This is a genomic window from Azospirillum humicireducens, assembly GCF_001639105.2.
Taxonomy (GTDB): domain Bacteria; phylum Pseudomonadota; class Alphaproteobacteria; order Azospirillales; family Azospirillaceae; genus Azospirillum; species Azospirillum humicireducens.
Window position 1 is genome coordinate 319,597 of the sequence record NZ_CP028906.1, and the last position, 16,280, is coordinate 335,876.

Annotated in this window: 17 protein-coding genes; 7 read left to right on the top strand and 10 right to left on the bottom strand. The window is 66.5% G+C overall.

What is annotated here, in order from left to right; all coding sequences use genetic code 11:
• Positions 1-189: 189 nt before the first annotated feature.
• The 3 genes from A6A40_RS25915 to A6A40_RS25925 all read right to left on the bottom strand — a co-directional run bounded on the left by A6A40_RS25915 (position 190) and on the right by A6A40_RS25925 (position 2,096).
• A complete protein-coding gene (locus A6A40_RS25915; RefSeq protein ID WP_108548726.1) occupies positions 190-876 on the bottom strand; it encodes a phage tail protein in 687 nt (228 codons plus the stop codon).
• A gap of 74 nt (positions 877-950) precedes the next feature.
• Positions 951-1,271, bottom strand: a complete 321-nt coding sequence (locus A6A40_RS25920) for a DUF6916 family protein (protein ID WP_108548727.1) — start codon at positions 1,269-1,271, stop codon at positions 951-953.
• 156 nt (positions 1,272-1,427) lie between these two features.
• Positions 1,428-2,096: a phage tail protein gene (locus tag A6A40_RS25925; RefSeq protein WP_108548728.1), complete on the bottom strand. Its 669-nt coding sequence runs from the start codon at positions 2,094-2,096 to the stop codon at positions 1,428-1,430.
• Positions 2,097-2,523: 427 nt separating this feature from the next.
• On the opposite strand from A6A40_RS25925, the gene A6A40_RS25930 reads away from it, so the two are divergent.
• Both A6A40_RS25930 and A6A40_RS25935 read left to right on the top strand, forming a co-directional pair.
• Positions 2,524-3,093 carry a GNAT family N-acetyltransferase gene (locus tag A6A40_RS25930; protein ID WP_108548729.1) on the top strand — a complete coding sequence of 190 codons (570 nt, stop codon included), beginning with the start codon at positions 2,524-2,526 and terminating at the stop codon, positions 3,091-3,093.
• A gap of 386 nt (positions 3,094-3,479) precedes the next feature.
• Positions 3,480-3,689: a hypothetical protein gene (locus A6A40_RS25935; RefSeq protein ID WP_108548730.1), complete on the top strand. Its 210-nt coding sequence runs from the start codon at positions 3,480-3,482 to the stop codon at positions 3,687-3,689.
• A gap of 347 nt (positions 3,690-4,036) precedes the next feature.
• Here A6A40_RS25935 and A6A40_RS25940 read toward each other — a convergent pair whose 3' ends face one another.
• The 3 genes from A6A40_RS25940 to A6A40_RS25950 all read right to left on the bottom strand — a co-directional run bounded on the left by A6A40_RS25940 (position 4,037) and on the right by A6A40_RS25950 (position 7,245).
• Positions 4,037-4,990 (bottom strand): aldo/keto reductase, encoded by a 954-nt coding sequence (locus A6A40_RS25940; protein WP_108548731.1) that lies wholly within the window; start codon positions 4,988-4,990, stop codon positions 4,037-4,039.
• 24 nt (positions 4,991-5,014) lie between these two features.
• The gene (locus A6A40_RS25945; protein ID WP_108548732.1) at positions 5,015-6,226 is read right to left on the bottom strand and encodes an MFS transporter; all 1,212 of its coding nucleotides are present in this window, start codon (positions 6,224-6,226) and stop codon (positions 5,015-5,017) included.
• Between the two features lie 128 nt (positions 6,227-6,354).
• Positions 6,355-7,245 carry a LysR substrate-binding domain-containing protein gene (locus A6A40_RS25950; RefSeq protein ID WP_108548733.1) on the bottom strand — a complete coding sequence of 297 codons (891 nt, stop codon included), beginning with the start codon at positions 7,243-7,245 and terminating at the stop codon, positions 6,355-6,357.
• A 118-nt stretch (positions 7,246-7,363) separates the two neighbouring features.
• On the opposite strand from A6A40_RS25950, the gene A6A40_RS25955 reads away from it, so the two are divergent.
• Together A6A40_RS25955 and A6A40_RS25960 are read left to right on the top strand one after the other, a co-directional pair.
• The gene (locus A6A40_RS25955) at positions 7,364-8,116 is read left to right on the top strand and encodes a sulfite exporter TauE/SafE family protein (protein WP_108548734.1); all 753 of its coding nucleotides are present in this window, start codon (positions 7,364-7,366) and stop codon (positions 8,114-8,116) included.
• Positions 8,117-8,826: 710 nt separating this feature from the next.
• Positions 8,827-10,221, top strand: coding sequence for a replication initiation protein (locus A6A40_RS25960; protein WP_108548735.1), 1,395 nt, complete (start codon positions 8,827-8,829; stop codon positions 10,219-10,221).
• Between the two features lie 33 nt (positions 10,222-10,254).
• Here the strand turns inward: A6A40_RS25960 and A6A40_RS25965 are convergent, their stop codons facing one another.
• Positions 10,255-11,130 carry a LysR substrate-binding domain-containing protein gene (locus tag A6A40_RS25965; protein WP_108548736.1) on the bottom strand — a complete coding sequence of 292 codons (876 nt, stop codon included), beginning with the start codon at positions 11,128-11,130 and terminating at the stop codon, positions 10,255-10,257.
• 95 nt (positions 11,131-11,225) lie between these two features.
• Here A6A40_RS25965 and A6A40_RS25970 point away from each other — a divergent pair, with 95 nt between their 5' ends.
• Entirely contained in the window at positions 11,226-11,633 is a 408-nt protein-coding gene (locus A6A40_RS25970) for a tautomerase family protein (RefSeq protein ID WP_108548737.1), read from the top strand.
• Between the two features lie 124 nt (positions 11,634-11,757).
• On the opposite strand, the gene A6A40_RS25975 is transcribed toward A6A40_RS25970, so the two are convergent.
• On the bottom strand, positions 11,758-12,687 hold the full coding sequence (locus tag A6A40_RS25975) for a DMT family transporter (RefSeq protein ID WP_108548738.1): 930 nt from the start codon (positions 12,685-12,687) through the stop codon (positions 11,758-11,760).
• Positions 12,688-12,749: 62 nt separating this feature from the next.
• On the opposite strand from A6A40_RS25975, the gene A6A40_RS25980 reads away from it, so the two are divergent.
• Positions 12,750-13,277 carry a MarR family winged helix-turn-helix transcriptional regulator gene (locus A6A40_RS25980; protein WP_108548981.1) on the top strand — a complete coding sequence of 176 codons (528 nt, stop codon included), beginning with the start codon at positions 12,750-12,752 and terminating at the stop codon, positions 13,275-13,277.
• A 493-nt stretch (positions 13,278-13,770) separates the two neighbouring features.
• Here the strand turns inward: A6A40_RS25980 and A6A40_RS25990 are convergent, their stop codons facing one another.
• Entirely contained in the window at positions 13,771-14,196 is a 426-nt protein-coding gene (locus A6A40_RS25990) for a DUF350 domain-containing protein (RefSeq protein WP_108548739.1), read from the bottom strand.
• A gap of 69 nt (positions 14,197-14,265) precedes the next feature.
• Between A6A40_RS25990 and A6A40_RS25995 the strand changes: the two genes are divergently transcribed.
• Entirely contained in the window at positions 14,266-14,544 is a 279-nt protein-coding gene (locus A6A40_RS25995) for a type II toxin-antitoxin system HicB family antitoxin (protein ID WP_108548740.1), read from the top strand.
• Positions 14,545-15,485: 941 nt separating this feature from the next.
• Here the strand turns inward: A6A40_RS25995 and A6A40_RS26005 are convergent.
• Positions 15,486-16,256 (bottom strand): hypothetical protein, encoded by a 771-nt coding sequence (locus A6A40_RS26005; RefSeq protein WP_108548742.1) that lies wholly within the window; start codon positions 16,254-16,256, stop codon positions 15,486-15,488.
• Positions 16,257-16,280: the final 24 nt, after the last annotated feature.

Sequence of the window (16,280 nt, forward strand, 5' to 3'; positions counted from 1 at the left end):
CATCGGGGCATCGCCGGGGGAGCCGGGAAAGACAGGGAGCCCGCCGGCAGTGCGGGCGGGGCGATGTCCCGCCTGCGGGGCACCGGGTTGCCGAAGGATTTTCCGGGCCGGCGGGTTCGCTCTGCGGGCTGAAAAGGGTCCGCTCCGCCGAATCGGAGCGGACCCGGAAGACAGGGGCGTGCGACGGGGTCAGTCGCGCGACGGGAAATAGCCCAGCATGAAGATGAAGAAGAACAGCGATTGGTAGGGCTGGATCGTGTTGAGCGCGACAGGGGTGGCGATCCCTCCTCCGGGGCTCACGGACACGGTGGCGCCGGTGGGGCCGCCGGACACCGTGCCCTGGCTGGAGAGCGCGCCCATCATCGAACAGCCGGTGGGCGGCGTCGGCAGGCTGGCTGCCGGGATGTACGGCCCCTCCACCTGCACGCCAAGGCCGGAATCGTTGACGGCGACCCCGCCCATCACCGCGGGAATGCTGGAGGGGATGTTGCTGCCGCCGACGGCGGGGTTCAGCGGAACGCTTACCGTCCCGGTGAAGGGAACGGCGGCGCCGGTGCTGCCGCCCTGGAAGGACGCCGCATGGGTATGCATCGGAAGATTGTTGCCGATGATCGTGGTGTACTGCGTGCCGCCTGCGTTTCCGAGGTTCAGGGTGGTGCGGGTGTAGGGGCTGGTTCCCGGTCCCACCATCACCCGGCCGCGCAGATCCGGCAGATTGAAGGTCAACTTGTCGGCGGCGGCGCCGAAGGCCTCGGCCGTGATGGCCCGCAAGGCCTGAAACTGGGCGCTGCTTACGGCTTGTCCCAGACATTGCTGGGTGTTCACCGGGGCGAAATTGCCGGCGAAGGGAAAGACTGACCCTATGTAGAAATCCATGGCGATATCTCCGGTGGAGGCGATGCGCTGGGACGGACGGTGCGGGGTGACGCGCAACGATGTGGTGGTCGGCGTCAGTTCAGGATCAGTTCGAAACAGGCCCGGTTGGGATCGCGCGGGATGACGCGCACGATATAGAAGGGGCCGAGAGGTCCCATCGTCGGATGGTCGATTTGGAAATCGCCATTCCACAGGTCGGTGGGACCGTAGGTTTCGAACAGAGCCGAAAAGGACGTGCGCTTCGCCCAGCGGGGCGTGCATTCCGGACGTTCCGTCAGCTTGGTCAACTCGACCTCCGCGATCACGGACCCGGTCTCCGGAGCCAGGAAACGGAAGGTCTGGCCGAGATGAGGAGCGAAGACCTCGTGAGACAGGGTGCCGATGTCGATGGTCATGTCGAAGATCCAGGCTTGGGTTCCGGACTCTGCGGCTGCCGCTTCGGTCTTGCGAAGCCGCCGCGCCGCGTCCGTCCATTCAGTGTTCGATGGGCAGGATTCCGCCCCGGACGGGGAAAACCGGTTCCCGAAAAGAACCAGGGCGTCCTTGCCGGATCAATCGCGCATCGGGAAGATGCCGCTGGTGACGATCAGCATGGTCAGCGCCAGATAGGGCTGCATGTTGTTCACCGGGGTCGGGTTGGTCACGCCGCCGCCGGCCGAAATGCTCACCGTTCCCGTCAGTCCGCCCATCGTGACGGTTCCGCTGGCCGTGCCGACCAGCGCGGAGCCATTGGGAGCGGTGCCGGAGCTGTAGGGTCCGATCAAGGTGACGCCCAGGCCGGAATCCTCGACCCGCATCGCGCCGAGATAGTTGGTGCCGCCAGCCGGCGTGGCGCTGGCCCCGGCAACGGTGCTGACCGGGATGGCGGCGGCGGCGGTAACGGTCGCGCTGGTGCTGCTGCCGACCGGGGAGAAGGTTGCCGCGTGGATGTGGGCGGGCAGGTTCTGCTGCGTGAGCGTGTTGCTCGCGACGCCGCCGTAGCTGCCGGGATTGAGCGTCTGGTTGTTCAGATAGGGGCTGGTGCCGGAGCCGATCATGACCCGGCCGCGCAGGTCCGGAAGGTTGAAGTTGGTCGTGCCGTTGCCGCCATACATCGCCCCGGTGACCGCGTAGAGGGCCTGATTCTGGCCGACCTGCATCTGCTGGCCCAGGCATTGCGCCGTGTATTGCGGTGCGTAGGCCCCGGTGAACGGAAAAACCAGTCCGAGATAAACTTCCATGGCGAATCCTCCTGGATTGTAAACAGGTTGCCTCGGCTTGCGGCCGGTGCCCCGCCTGGCAGGAGCCCATCCTGCTGATAATAATAGAAAATACGTGGACTTATTCTCCCAATTAATGATGATGCAGGCAATGGACGATACAAATCGTTACTTTTTTCCTTCAGATCGGCAGTCTTTCTGCCAAGGGTTGAATGCTCCTGTATGCGGATGAGCACCGCCGTTTCTCCCGTCCGCCGCGCAGCACCGGAACGGGACTGCACGATTCGCACGGCACTGCCCGTCCCGGACCTTTTCTGCCGGGGTTCCGGCACGACCATCGTCTGCGGCCATCGTCCGCGCCCATCGTCCGCGGTGCGGATTCTTGCATCCGGTCTGCATCTTCAGCTATTCATGGCGTTCACTTGCGCTACCGGAAGGGGTGTGGCCGATGGCTGTTCTCAATGGGTCGCTGCCGCTGCTTGGCGGGCTCACGGTGCGTTTTCCCCGACTGTCGGACGACGACTTCCTGCTGGGCCTGTTCATGGATGCGCGTCCCTGGCTGGCCAAGGCGCATCACGACCGCGATTTCGTGCGGACGCTCTACGAACAGCAATACAGCGCCCGGCGCACCGGGCAGGAAGCCCGCTATCCGGAGCATCTGGATTTCGTCATCGAGAAGACGGGCCAGCCGGTCGGGCGGATCGTCATGGATCTGGGCCGCTACGACTGGCGGGTTTCGGAGGTGGAGATCCACCGGCTGGCCCGCGGCAAGGGCATCGGCACCGACCTGCTGCGCAGCTTCCAGGGAACCGCGGCCCAGTTGGGCATGCCGATCACCCTGTCGGTGGCGGAGGTGGACACCCGCGTTCACTGGTTCTATCACCGGCTGGGCTTCGATCTTCTGGCGAAGACCTCGCCGTCTCTCGAATTGATCTGGCTGCCGCCCGGCCATCCGGGCATTCAGCATCTGCCCCCGCAAATCCTGCCGGCGCAGATGCGGCAGGGCTGCGCGTCCTGAGGCCAATCCCCGGATAGGTGCGATGGGACGGGTCGGCCAGGCGGCGATGCCCAGGCCTCCGCCATCGGCTGCGGGGGCCGGCCGCGGGGGCCGGCCGCCGGGTGTGGAACGGCCGGCCGGTTGGTGTCCGGCCGGAACCCTTGGGCGGATAGGACGTTATGGCTTTTGAAAAGCCGGCCGGTCCGACGCCGGAAGTCTCTTGAAGTGAAGACCGGCCACCCCAACCTGTCAGTCGTCATGCTGCCCCGTCCCGCAAGACTGGAATCCGGGCGTCATCCAAGGATGGTGACGCCGGATGACCTGCCTGCGACACACGTCTTTCGAAGGCGGCATGCCGCAGGTCTGCCCGGCGCCCGGCCGGTTGCCAGCCGATTTAAGAGGAAACCATGGAACGACATGACGTCTGGATGAAGGACCCGGAACTGAAGGCCGCCTACGAGGCGCTTGGCCCGAATTTCCGCCGCGAGGTGGAACTGGCCCAGCAGCGCCGCGGACAGCGTACGGTCCAGGGCACCGCCATCGTTGCCGGCACAGGCCGCTCCGCCGCCCGCGCGCCCCGGTCCCATGCGCACCCCGGCGGCGCCGCGCGGCGTTGACGCCGCCGAATTCCGCCCCGACTCCCGCGCCCTCCGATATCCACTCCAATGGCCGCTTCGGGCCAGATCTGCATCGCCGTCCGTGGATCTGCGGCGAAAAACGGACCCAAACTCGGTGGCCTGCCAGTTCATCCGTTTGCATCCACCAAGTCCGGCCCTCCCGATGCCTTCTCCCAATCGCCCGCGTTCCACGCTGCCGCATCCGCTGCGTCGGCCCCGCCACCGGCGGGCTGACCTTCGGCACCGGTCACGAACAGGCGCGCGCCGTGCTGGACGGGACCGGGACGCTGCCCTGGTACCATGCCCCGTCCAAAGCGGTGGCGCTCCCCTCTCCCTGGCCGTACGCCTCAGTAGGCGCTCGCCCGGTCCAGCCGCCCGATGTCCTCGGCGTCCAGCCGCAGCCTGACCGCGGCGATCAGGTCCCCCATCTGCTCCGGCTTCGATGCACTCGCGATGGGGGCGGTCAGGCCGGGCCGCGCGATCAGCCACGCAATCGCCACCTGTCCCGGCGTTGCCCCGTGCCGGCCGGCGACCTCGTCCAGCGCCGCCAGGATCGCCCGGCCGCGCTCGTTCAGGTACTTCGACACCACCCCGTTGCCGCGTGCGCTCTTGCCGGCATCCTCGGCCGACCGGTACTTGCCGGTCAGGAAGCCGGCGGCCAGCGAGTAGTAGTTGATGACGCCGAGGCCATTCTCCCGGCAAATCCCCTCCAGCTCCGCCTCGTAGCCCGCGCGGCTGTAGAGGTTGTAGTCCGGCTGCAGGGTCTCGTAGCGGGGCAGGCCGGTGCGGGCGCTGACCTCCAGCGCCTCGCGCAGGCGGGCTGCCGTCAGGTTGGAGGCGCCGATGGCGCGGACCTTGCCCTGGTCGATCAGCTCCTTGTAGGCGCCGAGCGTGTCCTCGAACGGGGTCGACGGGTCGTCCCAGTGGGACTGGTAGAGGTCGATGCGGTCGGTCTGGAGCCGCTTCAGCGAGTCCTCCACCGCGGTCCGGATCCAGGCGGGCGACAGGCCCTTCCGGCCCGGCCCCATCTCCGACCCGACCTTGGTCGCCAGCACGATGCTGTCGCGGTTGCCGCGGCTTTTCATCCAGTTGCCGATGATGGTCTCGGACTCGCCGCCCGTGTTGCCGGGAGCCCAGGCCGAATAGACGTCGGCGGTGTCGATGAAGTTGAAGCCGGCATCGACGAAGGCGTCGAGCAGCCGGAAGGAGGTGGCCTCGTCGGCGGTCCAGCCGAACACGTTGCCGCCGAAGCAGAGCGGGGACACCGTCAGACCGCTATGCCCTAGTGGACGTTGATCCATTGCGTCGTCTCCTTGGAGTTCAGGTCAGGCGGCGGGCCGCCCGCGGAATTCGGTCAGGTAGAACAGCAGGCCGGCGGCGGGAAAGGCGAAGCCGATCCAGGTCACCGGCTCCCAGCCGCCGACGGCGAAGGCATAGCCGGCCAGCGCCGAACCGGCGGCCCCGCCCAGGAAGAAGATCGCCATATAGATGGCGTTCATCCGGCTGCGGGTCTCCGCCCCCAGCGAATAGATGGCGCGCTGCCCCAGCACCATGTTCATCTGCACGCCCATGTCGAGCAGCAGCCCGGCCAGCACCAGCAGCGCGATGGAGCCCTCTCCCGCACGCGCGACGAAGAAGGACAGCGCCGCCATCGCCAGCGCGAAGCCGGTGGCCGGCCGGGTCCAGCCGCGGTCGGCGATCCGCCCGGCGATCGGCGCCACCAGCGCCCCCGCCGCCCCCGACAGGGCGAACAGCGCGATCCCGCGCTGGCTGAGATGGAAGGGCGCCCCCGCCAGCAGCAGCGGGACGGAGGTCCAATAGAGGCTGAAGGACGCGAACATCATGGTCTGGTAGACGGTCCGCCGCTGCAGCACCGGCGTCCGCGCCAGCAGCCGGCCGAGCGAGCCGAGCAGCGCGCCATAGCTGGATTGGCTCTTGGGCCGCCGCTGCGGCAGCACCCGCCACAGCAGGACGGCAAACCCCACCATCGCCGCCGCCGACAGGGCGAACACCGCCCGCCAGCCCAGGCTGTCGGCGATCAGGCTCGACACCGGGCGGGCCAGCAGGATGCCCAGCAGCAGGCCGCTCATCACATTCCCGACCACCTGCCCGCGTGAGGCCTCCGGCGCCATGTGGGCGGCGAGCGGCACCAGCATCTGCACGGCGACGGAGGTGACGCCGATCAGGAAGGCCGCCGCCAGGAACAGCGAGGCTGTGGGGGCGACCGCCGCCACCAGCAGCGCCGCCACCGTGCTGCACAGAGTCACCACCACCAGCCGGCGGTTCTCCAGCAAATCGCCCAGCGGCACCAGCAACACCAGCCCGGCGCCATAGCCGACCTGGGTCAGGGTGACGACGAGGCTGGCGGTTTCCGGCGACAGCCCGACCGCCGGGCCGATCAGGCCGACCAGCGGCTGGGCGTAATAGATGTTGGCGACCACCACCCCGCAGGCCAGCGCCATCAGCAGGACGAGCGAGCGGGACAGCGCCGGGTGGGCGGCGTCATCGGTCGGAAGGGGTGCGGCGGTGGGCGGCATCGCGCGGTCCTGTAGGGTCATGACTGCTGGGAAGCGAAACGGAAACAGCGGTCACCCTATGTCGGCATCCGCTGGCGGCGCACCGGCGAATTGCGCCGCCCGGCCATGCGCCAACAGGACGAAGGGGCCTATTCCATCTCCGCGCACAGTGCATAGAGCCAGTCGCGGAACGCTCCGAAGCCGGCATCCTCCCGGCGGGAGGCGCGATGGACCAGATACCAGGAATGGACCATCGGCACCGCCGGTTCGAAGGGCGCGGCGAGCCGCCCGGCGGCGATGTCGTCCAGACTATAGAGCTGCGGCGCCAGCGCCACCCCGACGCCGTCGATGGCCGCCTGCAAGGTCATGGCATAGCTGCCGAAGGACAGCCCCTTCGGCGACGGCCCCCTGGACGGCGCCTCCGCCACCCCGGCGGCGGCGAGCCAGCGTGGCCAATCCTCCGCCCAATGGGAGACATGCAGCAGGGTGGCCCCGCCCAGATCCGCGGCCTCCCGCAACTCCGCCGCCAGCCGCGGCGCGCAGACCGGCTGCAGGCTGGAGGAGAACAGCCGCTCCGCCTCATAGCCCGGCCATTGGCCGTCGCCGAGCAGGACGGCGCAGGTCCAGTCATCGTTCATCGGCGCCCCGGCTCCGCCGGTGGCGATCCGCACCTCGATCTCGGGATGGGCAAGATGGAAGCTGGACAGGCGCGGGATCAGCCAGCGCACCGCCACCGTCGCCCCCATCCCCACCGTCAGCACCGGCCCGGCCCGCATCGCCGACACCTGCTCCAGCCGCCGGGCGATGCCGTCGAACGCCTCGGTCAGCGCCGGCTGGAGCGCCCGGCCGCGTTCGGTCAGCAGCAGCGCATTGGCCCGCCGGTCGAACAGGGCGAAGCCCAGCCGCTCCTCCAGCAGCTTCACCATCCGGCTGACCGCGGCCTGGGAAACATGCAGCTCCGCCGCCGCCGCGGTGAAACTGCCATGGCGGGCCGCCGCCTCGAAGGCGCGCAGACCGTTCAGCGAAGGCAGGCGGCGCATGGTCGCATCCTTACTTGACCCCAACTTTTCCTGGGGCTGAGCATCGAACAATGCCGTTTGCGGCGCAACCGCGCGCGTGCAAGATTTTCAGCCTGATCTCCGATATTTGGACCGAGTCATGCTGACGCTTCCGCTGATGGTGGGGCTTGGCCTTACCGTTCTCGTGACCTCGTTTTTATCGGGCCTGTTCGGCATGGCCGGCGGCATGGTTCTGATGGGCCTGCTGCTGATCCTGCTGCCGGTGCCGTCGGCGATGCTGTTGCATGGTGTGACGCAGTTCGCATCGAACGGCTGGCGGGCATGGTTGTGGCGGCATCATGTGGTCTGGCCGATCATTCTGCGATTCGCGCTTGGCGGATCCGGAGCCGGCCTGCTGTTCGCCCTGGCCGGCGCGATTCCGGACCGTGCGGTGTCGCTGCTGATTCTGGGACTGACGCCTTTCCTTGCATTGGCGGTGCCCGCGCGCTGGGCGCTGGATGCCCGGAAGCCGCGGCATGGCCTTGTCGGCGGCTTCCTGTGCATGGGGGTGCAGCTGGTCGCCGGCATCTCCGGTCCGCTGCTGGACGTCTTCTTCATCCGCAGCGCGATGAGCCGGCAGAGCGTGGTCGCCACCAAGGCGGCGATCCAATCGGTCGGCCATCTGGTGAAGATCGCTTACTTCGCCCCGCTGGTGACCGCTGGCGCCGACGGGATGGTGGAGTGGACGGTGATCCTGATGTCGGTCGCCATGGCCCTGCTCGGCACGAATCTCTCCCGCCGTGTCCTCGACCGCATGAGCGATGCCCAATTCCGCCTGTGGAGCCGCTATCTGGTGATGGGAACCGCCAGCGTCTATCTGGGCCAGGGTCTGTTCCTGCTGGCTGTCCATTAAAAAAGAAAATCAGAATCAGTGCCTTAGCCTGTTCTCCTTTTCCATCCTTACCTCCTGGGGGCTGGATCCGGCCCCAATACGCACGACAGGCCCGCTCCCCGATCCTTACGGCTTGGGGGCGGGCTTCCTTACCTCTTGGGGGCCTGTAAGCCTTTGTGACTCCTTGGATGCCCCTGGAATCGACTCCGATGCGCCGCTGACTCTTCCGATCCTTACCTCCTGGGGGCGCGAATCCCGCTTCGAAGGCCCCCAAGCCGTAAGGATGGCGCTTGTCCACAGAACCCCGGACAGCAAAAATGGCAGGATGCCCCCAGGGAGTAAGGATAGAGCGTTTTCCGCAAGGCCCCTTTTTCGAATCGAGTCGCACCGATTCGGGTGGTGTAAGGATGCGGGACGGCACCTCCGGGCGAGATTCTCACTTTGGAAGTGCTGCCGGATCCGGCACTTAGCGGGCGCTTGCGACTCCCTTTCCCTTTTAAGAGGATTCGTCGGCGCGAATCTCCAGGGGACTCCGCGAGTCGCAGCGAATCTTCCTTACAGCATGGGGGAAACTGCCTTACCGGGTGGGGGCGAGTCGCACACCCCCCGGGGCGTAAGGGTTTTGCCCCCAGGGCGTAAGGATGATCAGGATTCTGCGACGCGACCCTTTCCTTACTTGTTTTTCGGGTAAGGATTGATTTAGCCTCCCTCGATTTCGGCGGAGGACGGCGATGGCGGGGACGGGGCGCAGGAAGGCGCGCGGTGCGGTGGCGGAGGAGTCCGTCCCGTTGGACGCGGCTGCGCCCATCAAGGCTGCTGCCGAATCGGGAAAGGCCGGATCCGGCCTCGTCGTGCTGGGGCCGGAGGATCTGGCCGGCGGTGCGGTGATCGACGGAGACGGTGCGGCTGCCGCCCTGCCGGCGGTTGCCGCGGAAACTGCCGCCCCGGTCGCCGGCCTGACCGCGCGCGTCGCCAGCGCCACCTTCGAGCGCGACGGCTACAAGCATCTGATCAAGGCGGCGGAGGCGGTCTACAGCTATCCGGCCAACGGCACGCGCCTGTCGCTGCCGGCGCAGAAGATGCTGAACTTCATGATCCATCTGGCCGGCAGCCAGAATTTCGCCAACAAGCTCTACCGCCTGCCCAAGCGGGTGGTGCGCGGCAACCACAAGGGCAACGAGCGGATCTTCGACGCGCTGAAGGAAATCTTCGATTCCAGCCTGGTGGTCATCGGTCCCTTCCGCGGCCGGCGGTCGCGCGCCGAGCTGCGCATCCTCTCCAGCTATGTCCGGCCGGAGGAGGAGGAGGACAGCGACGCCGCCGACATCCATTTCCAGTTCACCGACGCCTTCCTGGAAATCCAGCGCTCGTCCCAGCTGTGGGCCAAGCTGTCCGGCCCGGCGATGGTCAAGGTCACCAGCACCTACGCGCTGAAGCTGTACGAGATCGGCATGCAGCGCTACCAGATGGACTATCCGTCGCTGGAGCTGGACATCGACACGCTGCGCAAGCTGATGAACGTCCCGGAGGGCGCCTACAAGGATTTCGGCATCCTGCGCACCCGCACCATCGACCGCGCCATTTCCGAGGTGAACCAGCTCGCCCCCTTCCGCGTCAGCATGCCGGAAGAGAAGATGAAGCGGAAAGGCCGCAAGATCGAGGCGGTGACCCTCGATTTCAACGCCAAGGACGAGGAGGAGGCGGCCGAAACCTATCTGGAGCGCGAACGCCACAGCGCCGGGCGCCGCGCGCGTCGCATCGGCAAGGTCGACACCGTCGCCCCCGCCGATCCGGTGGAGGCCGGACTCGCCGATCTCGGCCCGCTGCCCGATGCCGACGACGTGACGGCTCTGTGGGCCGCCGTCCTGCACGCCCTGAAGGGCAAGGTTCCCGCCCCGCTGCTGGCCGAACTGGAGCCGGAACGGGTGGAGGAAGCGCCCCAGGGCGGCCGCCGCCTCGTCCTGAAGGCCAGGAACGCCGCCGTCGCCGACACCGCCCGCATGAACCACTGGCCGAGCCTGAAATCGGCCCTGGCCTCGCTGACCGGCGGAATGATCGAGGACGTGGCCTTCGAGGTGGCGGCGCGCAAGGCGAAGGCGGCGAAGGTGGCCTCCCCCGAGACGTAAGGATCGGGGGCATGTGCAAGGTGAATCCGTGATCTAGGGCATTCGACTGTCCTGATCGACCGCCTCCTTAAGCCATTTTACGAAATGGTCCGTCTTCGGCCTTCCTGGCCGAAATACCTGCACGGCATAGACATAGCTGCTGTCGACAAACCCGAACGGTGCGCGCAGCCGACCGCAGGCCACATCCTCGGCCACCAGATGCCAGGGAGCGATTGCGATACCGAGACTGTTCAGCGCGGCCTCGATGGTCATGTGATAATGATCGAAAATCCGGGTCGCACCACTGTCACCATGCCCCTCGACGCCCGTCAGGCGTGCCCATTCGCGCCAGACATCGGGCCGTGTCCGTGTCTCCAATCGGGGCAGGGCGAGAACATCGGGCTGGTTTTCGGCTGCGAGGGACGGGGCGACGACCAGCCCCAGCTTCTCGTGGAAAAGCAGTGAACTGTTTTCCGGAAGACCGGCTTCCCGAGGCAGAACCATGATCTGCACGTCGATGTGGCCGCGGGGGTGCCGATCGTCGGTTGCGAGGCGCACGTCATAGCGGGGATGCCTGGCGGTAAAGCCGTGGAGGCGTGGAATCAGCCACCGCATTGCGAAGGTGCTGAGGCAGGCCACGTCCAGAACGCCATGATCGCCGCGCCCTATGATGCGAAGCGCGTCCTCGATCTGATCGAAAGCGGCGGTCAGGGCGAAGCCGAACACCTGACCCTCGGCGGTGAGCTTCGGACGGTTTCGCGCTCCCTCGAACAGCTCCGTGCCGACAAATGCCTCAAGATGGCTGACATGGCGGCTGACCGCTCCATGAGTCACCCCGAGTTCTTCGGCGGCCGACGACAGCTGGCCGTGCCGTGCGGCGGCCTCGAACGCTCTCAGGGCGGCGATCGGTAAGGTCTTGCGTCTTCTCATCGTGATTTCAGCTCACATTAAAGCGGCTGATCTGTCAATATGTGAAGCAGGACAGCGATGTTAGATCATGCTTCATCGAAACGATGAGGTAAATCATGCCGTTTGTCAGAACAGCGCTTCCCAAAGGTACGGAACAATCAAGAAAGATACGGATCGTAGAAGGGATTCACGATGCACTGGTCGAATCGATCGGAATGCCGAAGGATGAGCTTTTCAATCTGGTAAGCGAATATGGAGACGGCGAATTTTTCTATGACAGGAGCTTCAACGGCATCGCGCGTTCGGAAAAGCTGATTGTCGTGGAAATCACAATGCGCAGGGGCAGAAGCGACGCCATGAAGCGTGCGCTCTATGCCGCCATCGCCAGGAACCTGGAATCCATGGCGGCGGTGTCGCCCAAGGATGTGTTCATTTTCATGCACGAAAATGACCATTCGGACTGGAGCGTCGGAAATGGCGTGTTTGCGATGGCGCTCGTCCAGCAGCGGGGCACGGACGGCTGAGCGCCTGTTCGCAAAGGTCCATCATGGTGCAATTCTGCCCGATCCGTCATTTCCGTGAAGGCGGGGGATGACGGTCGGCAGAAGCCCATGACGAAGCCCATGACGGGATCCGATGCGATCCTGTTCAGACTGCTCGCCCACGGCTCCAATTCGCCAGGACCCCGCCGATGACGATCGCCGCAAGGCCGATCAGCGACGGAGCGGTCAGCATGTCGCCGAACAGCAAGGCGGCAAGCAGAACGCCGAAACCGGTCCCCCAATAGCCGATCTGGCTGAACACGACGGCTCCGGCGACTTTTTGCAGGCGGAAATTCAGGATGTAGGACAGCGCCGAGACCAGCACGAATCCGGCGAACCAAAGCCCGAGAATCGGATCGGCGAAGCGCCACCGGCCGCCGGATCCGAACAGCGGCGACAGGGTCGCCATCACCAGACTGGACGTGAACAGCGTCGCGCAGGCGAAGGCCAGCGCCGAGGCACCCGTCGGCCAGAAGGCCGAACGGATGATGTTGCCGGCTGCCGTGCAGGCCGGAATCAGCAAGCCGATCATCACCCAGATAGGCTGGGCGAAGTCGATCGCCGCCAGCTGCTGCTGCACCAGCGCCATCATGCCCAACAGTCCGGTCACGATGCCGGCCGACCTGCGGACCGTCATCCGTTCGATGCCGAAGCCGGCGGCAAAGCTCATGGTCAGGATCGGCGACAGCGAATAGACCGTCGCCGTATAGGCGGGACCGACCCGCTCCACGACATGGAAGGACAGAATGGTCGGAAGCGCGACCGACACGATTCCGAGAACCAGATAGAGAATCGGCGAGCGGCAGGCCGACGACATCGACTCTCCCCGTGCGGCGAGCCATCCGCACAGCAGAAGGCCGGCGCCCAGATTGCCGACGATGCCGAGCTGGAACGGGTCGGCTCCGGCGGAAAGTGCCGCCTTCGAAACCATGATCTTCGACGCGAACAGAAAGCCGCACAGGCACAGCAAGATCAGCGGCAGGAAGGCAGGCGTACAGGCCGCTTCCGTCCGGGCTCCGGTCTGGGAACGCTCCATGGCCTTGATCCATCCTTCCGTACAGGTATCTTGGTGAGAAGATAATCTGCGGAGTTATCTTCGTGTCAAGATACCTGTGTGAACCTTCGTACGAGCGTGACGGGGTGGACGACCGCCGCGACCAATGGGCGCGTGAATTGCCGGACGTGGATACGCGGGGCATGGCGGTTCTGGGCCGCGCCCGGCGGCTGACGCTTCTGGTCCGGCCGCAGATCGATGCAGTTCTTGCATCTCATGGCTTGGACGCCGGCGAGGCGGATGTCCTGTTCACGCTGCTTCGCGCCGGGCCGCCCTACCGGCTCCGCCCGACGGAACTCTTCAAATCCATGATGGTCTCCTCCGGCGGCATGACCCACCGTCTCAACAAGCTGTCGCAGGCGGGGCTCATCGAACGCCGACCGGCGGAGGAGGATGGCCGGAGCCTTCTGGTCGAACTGAGCGAGACCGGCAGGCGTACAGCCGAAGCGGCCTTCCGGGAGGATATGGCTTTGGAGGCGAGGCTGCTGGCCGGCCTGTCGGATGCCGAGCAGGAGCAGCTCGCCGCCCTGCTGCGCCGTCTGGAGGGATCGCTGACCGCCGACAGGCAGTGATCGGGGGGCGGTGACATCGCCCTGGATTTTGCACAGAACATCTCTGATGAAGTCCAAATCCAATCCGAATATCCTCTAATTCTACTGTGTCATAAAGTTCGCANCGGTCTCGGAATCGATCTGGCGCTGCAGATGCTCGGCCGCCGCCATGCGCTGGGTCGACAGCGCCTTGATCTCGTCGGCTTCGCGCTGCTCGCGGTCGTAGATGGCGCGGGCTTCCGCCACCTGCCGGCCCAGCCCGTCCAGATGCTGCTCCATGGTCCGCAGTTCCGCTTCGGTCGCGGACTTCGGATCCCAGCGCACCAGCGCCTCCATGGCGCCCTGGACGGCCTGGTCGGTCTTGACACCCATAAGGTTGCGGATGAAGGCAAGCATGGCTCGAATCCTGTCGATGAGGGTTGTTGGAGGCGCCCCGCAAGGCGTCTCGCCTGCACAGATGGGGAGGGGACGATCCGGCGACCAGCCCCCTTATCCTTACCTCTTGGGGGCCGGCCTATCCGGCCATGGCGGCGGCGTTGATCAGCGCCACCCCCAGCTGGACTCCGACCAGGGTCGCCGCCGACGCGACGTTGCCGGATTCGATCTGGCCGCGCAGGTCGCGGATCAGCAGGGTCGCGACGGCGAAGGCGACCAGCTGAAGGATCACCGCCACCACGCCCCACAGAACGATGTCCAGCACGAAGCTGCTGGTCGCCAGCGTCGCCGCCAGCGGGATGGCGATCGCGACGATGGAGCCGGCCAGCGTCAGGCCGCCGGCGGCATTGCCTTCCGCCACCAGCCGGCGTTCGTCGAAGGGGGTGATGCGGGTGTAGACGGCGACGCCGGCCGCCAGCAGCGCCAGCGTGACGGCGAGCTGGACCAGCAGCACCGGAAGCCCGGTGCCGAGCGCGGTCAGGATGGAACCGAAGGTGCTTTCCATGGTCCAGGTTTTATGACACAGTAGAACTAACTCCTTCCCTCCTCGCACTTTCACAGGGATGAGCACACGATGCCCGCTCGCTACTACCCAATCATTCTGGAGCATGGCACCGAAGGTTTTCACGCGACCTTCCCGGATTTTCCCGGCCTGATCGCCTTTGGCGACACCAAGGCTGCCCTCACCGCCGACGCCGAGGCCGGCCTCGCCCTGCACATCGTCGGCATGATTGAGGATGGCGACGAGATCCCCGAGCCGTCCGATATCGACCAGGTCCCAGCGGATCCCGAGGTCGAGGAGGCCGGCCGGCTGCTGGTGCGCTGGGAAATCCGTGGGACCGGGCGCCACTGATTGGCTCGGGACAACAGCCTCAACCCCTTGATCGCCCCGGATTTTGCACAAAGCTCCCCGCGTTGAGATAATTTTCCTATACCCTCTCCGCACCCGTCCCACCATCCTGCGGAGCCACGCCATGCCCCTCGACAGCCGTACCCTTGCAAACGACCATTTCCCCTGCTGGGCGGAGGAGCCGCCGGTGCCCGCCGACGGCTCGCTGGTTCCCGGCGAGCNGGCCGCCGGCATGCTGGCGCGCGGCAGCAGCTTCCTCTATGTCGCCCGCGCCATGGGATGCAGCCGCACCACCCTGTGGCGGGCTTATTACGGGTCCAAGGATTTCCGTCACAGGGTCTGGTGGGAACGGCAGGCGCTGAAACGGGAAGCCGAGCTGCGGCTCTCCTCGCTGCGCAGTCTGGTTGTCGAGCAGATCGAACGGCTGGTCTCTTCCGGCGATCCGTCGACCGTGCGCTGGCTGGCCGACCGGCTCGGCCTTCTCGACGGGCTCGGAGATCAACCGACCCAGCGGCCAACCCAGCAGCCGGCCCGGCAATCGGGAGCCCGGCAACCGGCCGACTCAGCCACGTCCCAGCCGCCGCCGTTCGAGGATGCTCCCGCCCTCATCGTCCCCGAACTGGACGACGACGACATCCCCGGCGCCTTGCGTGAGCGCAGCGCGCCCGATCCGCGCGCCGTCGCCGCCATCCTCGCCCGTCCGGAATCGGAAGGACCGAAGGGCGTCTATCCCTGGACCTTCAATCCCGACGATCCCTATCCCAACCTCGCCTCCGCGCTGGAACGGCAGGGCGGACAGGCCGCCTTCGGCCGCTTGTAAGGCGGATGGGCCGGAGGAGGGGCCAGGGGAGGAAATGGAACAGCCGCTGGAAACCGTTCCACGCTGTTCCATCCCCCAGGAGGTAAGGATCGGCGGAGTTTCCCCCACCGATCCCCCCTAAATGTCAGCCCTGCTTGGCCTTCAGCGCCGCCAGACGGTCCGACAGGCTGCTGGCGGTTGCCTTGCCCGACGCGGCGGCAAGCGCCGCGGCGATGTTGGGGTCTTCCTTCTCCGGGGCCGACGGGCGCAGCAGCTTGGCCTTGGCGTTCGCCGCCTCGGCGGCGGCCAGATCCTTGGCGGCGGTGTCCTGCATCGCCTTCAGCGCCACCGACAGGCCGCTGGTGGCGCCGGCAAGGCCGGCGGCCTGGCGGGCGGCTTCGGCCTGACGCTCGGCCATGGCGCGCTGCTGGTCGGCGCGGCCCATGTCGCGCTGGGCGCGGGTCAGGTCGGCGCGGGCGGCCTTCAGCTTGGCGCCGGCCTCGGCATAGTTCTTTTCCAGCATCTCCAGGAATTCCTGGGCTTCGACCGCGTCGCGGACCTCGCGCTCGATCTCCGGGGCCATCTCCTCCAGCATGGCGACGATGGTCTCCAGGCTCTTCTCCAGCCCGGCCTTGCGGGCGGCATCGGTCTCGGAATCGATCTGGCGCTGCAGATGCTCGGCCGCCGCCATGCGCTGGGTCGACAGCGCCTTGATCTCGTCGGCTTCGCGCTGCTCGCGGTCGTAGATGGCGCGGGCTTCCGCCACCTGCCGGCCCAGCCCGTCCAGATGCTGCTCCATGGTCCGCAGTTCCGCTTCGGTCGCGGACTTCGGATCCCAGCGCACCAGCGCCTCCATGGCGCCCTGGACGGCCTGGTCGGTCTTGACACCCATAAGGTTGCGGATGAAGGCAAGCATGGCTCGAATCCTGTCGATGAGGGT

Bases quoted from the DNA above. Each gene is read 5' to 3' on its own strand.
- A6A40_RS25915 (WP_108548726.1), bottom strand. From the start codon at position 876: ATGGATTTCTACATAGGGTCAGTCTTTCCCTTCGCCGGCAATTTCGCC.
- A6A40_RS25920 (WP_108548727.1), bottom strand. From the start codon at position 1,271: ATGACCATCGACATCGGCACCCTGTCTCACGAGGTCTTCGCTCCTCAT.
- A6A40_RS25925 (WP_108548728.1), bottom strand. From the start codon at position 2,096: ATGGAAGTTTATCTCGGACTGGTTTTTCCGTTCACCGGGGCCTACGCA.
- A6A40_RS25930 (WP_108548729.1), top strand. From the start codon at position 2,524: ATGGCTGTTCTCAATGGGTCGCTGCCGCTGCTTGGCGGGCTCACGGTG.
- A6A40_RS25935 (WP_108548730.1), top strand. From the start codon at position 3,480: ATGGAACGACATGACGTCTGGATGAAGGACCCGGAACTGAAGGCCGCC.
- A6A40_RS25940 (WP_108548731.1), bottom strand. From the start codon at position 4,990: ATGGATCAACGTCCACTAGGGCATAGCGGTCTGACGGTGTCCCCGCTC.
- A6A40_RS25945 (WP_108548732.1), bottom strand. From the start codon at position 6,226: ATGCCGCCCACCGCCGCACCCCTTCCGACCGATGACGCCGCCCACCCG.
- A6A40_RS25950 (WP_108548733.1), bottom strand. From the start codon at position 7,245: ATGCGCCGCCTGCCTTCGCTGAACGGTCTGCGCGCCTTCGAGGCGGCG.
- A6A40_RS25955 (WP_108548734.1), top strand. From the start codon at position 7,364: ATGCTGACGCTTCCGCTGATGGTGGGGCTTGGCCTTACCGTTCTCGTG.
- A6A40_RS25960 (WP_108548735.1), top strand. From the start codon at position 8,827: ATGGCGGGGACGGGGCGCAGGAAGGCGCGCGGTGCGGTGGCGGAGGAG.
- A6A40_RS25965 (WP_108548736.1), bottom strand. From the start codon at position 11,130: ATGAGAAGACGCAAGACCTTACCGATCGCCGCCCTGAGAGCGTTCGAG.
- A6A40_RS25970 (WP_108548737.1), top strand. From the start codon at position 11,226: ATGCCGTTTGTCAGAACAGCGCTTCCCAAAGGTACGGAACAATCAAGA.
- A6A40_RS25975 (WP_108548738.1), bottom strand. From the start codon at position 12,687: ATGGAGCGTTCCCAGACCGGAGCCCGGACGGAAGCGGCCTGTACGCCT.
- A6A40_RS25990 (WP_108548739.1), bottom strand. From the start codon at position 14,196: ATGGAAAGCACCTTCGGTTCCATCCTGACCGCGCTCGGCACCGGGCTT.
- A6A40_RS25995 (WP_108548740.1), top strand. From the start codon at position 14,266: ATGCCCGCTCGCTACTACCCAATCATTCTGGAGCATGGCACCGAAGGT.
- A6A40_RS26005 (WP_108548742.1), bottom strand. From the start codon at position 16,256: ATGCTTGCCTTCATCCGCAACCTTATGGGTGTCAAGACCGACCAGGCC.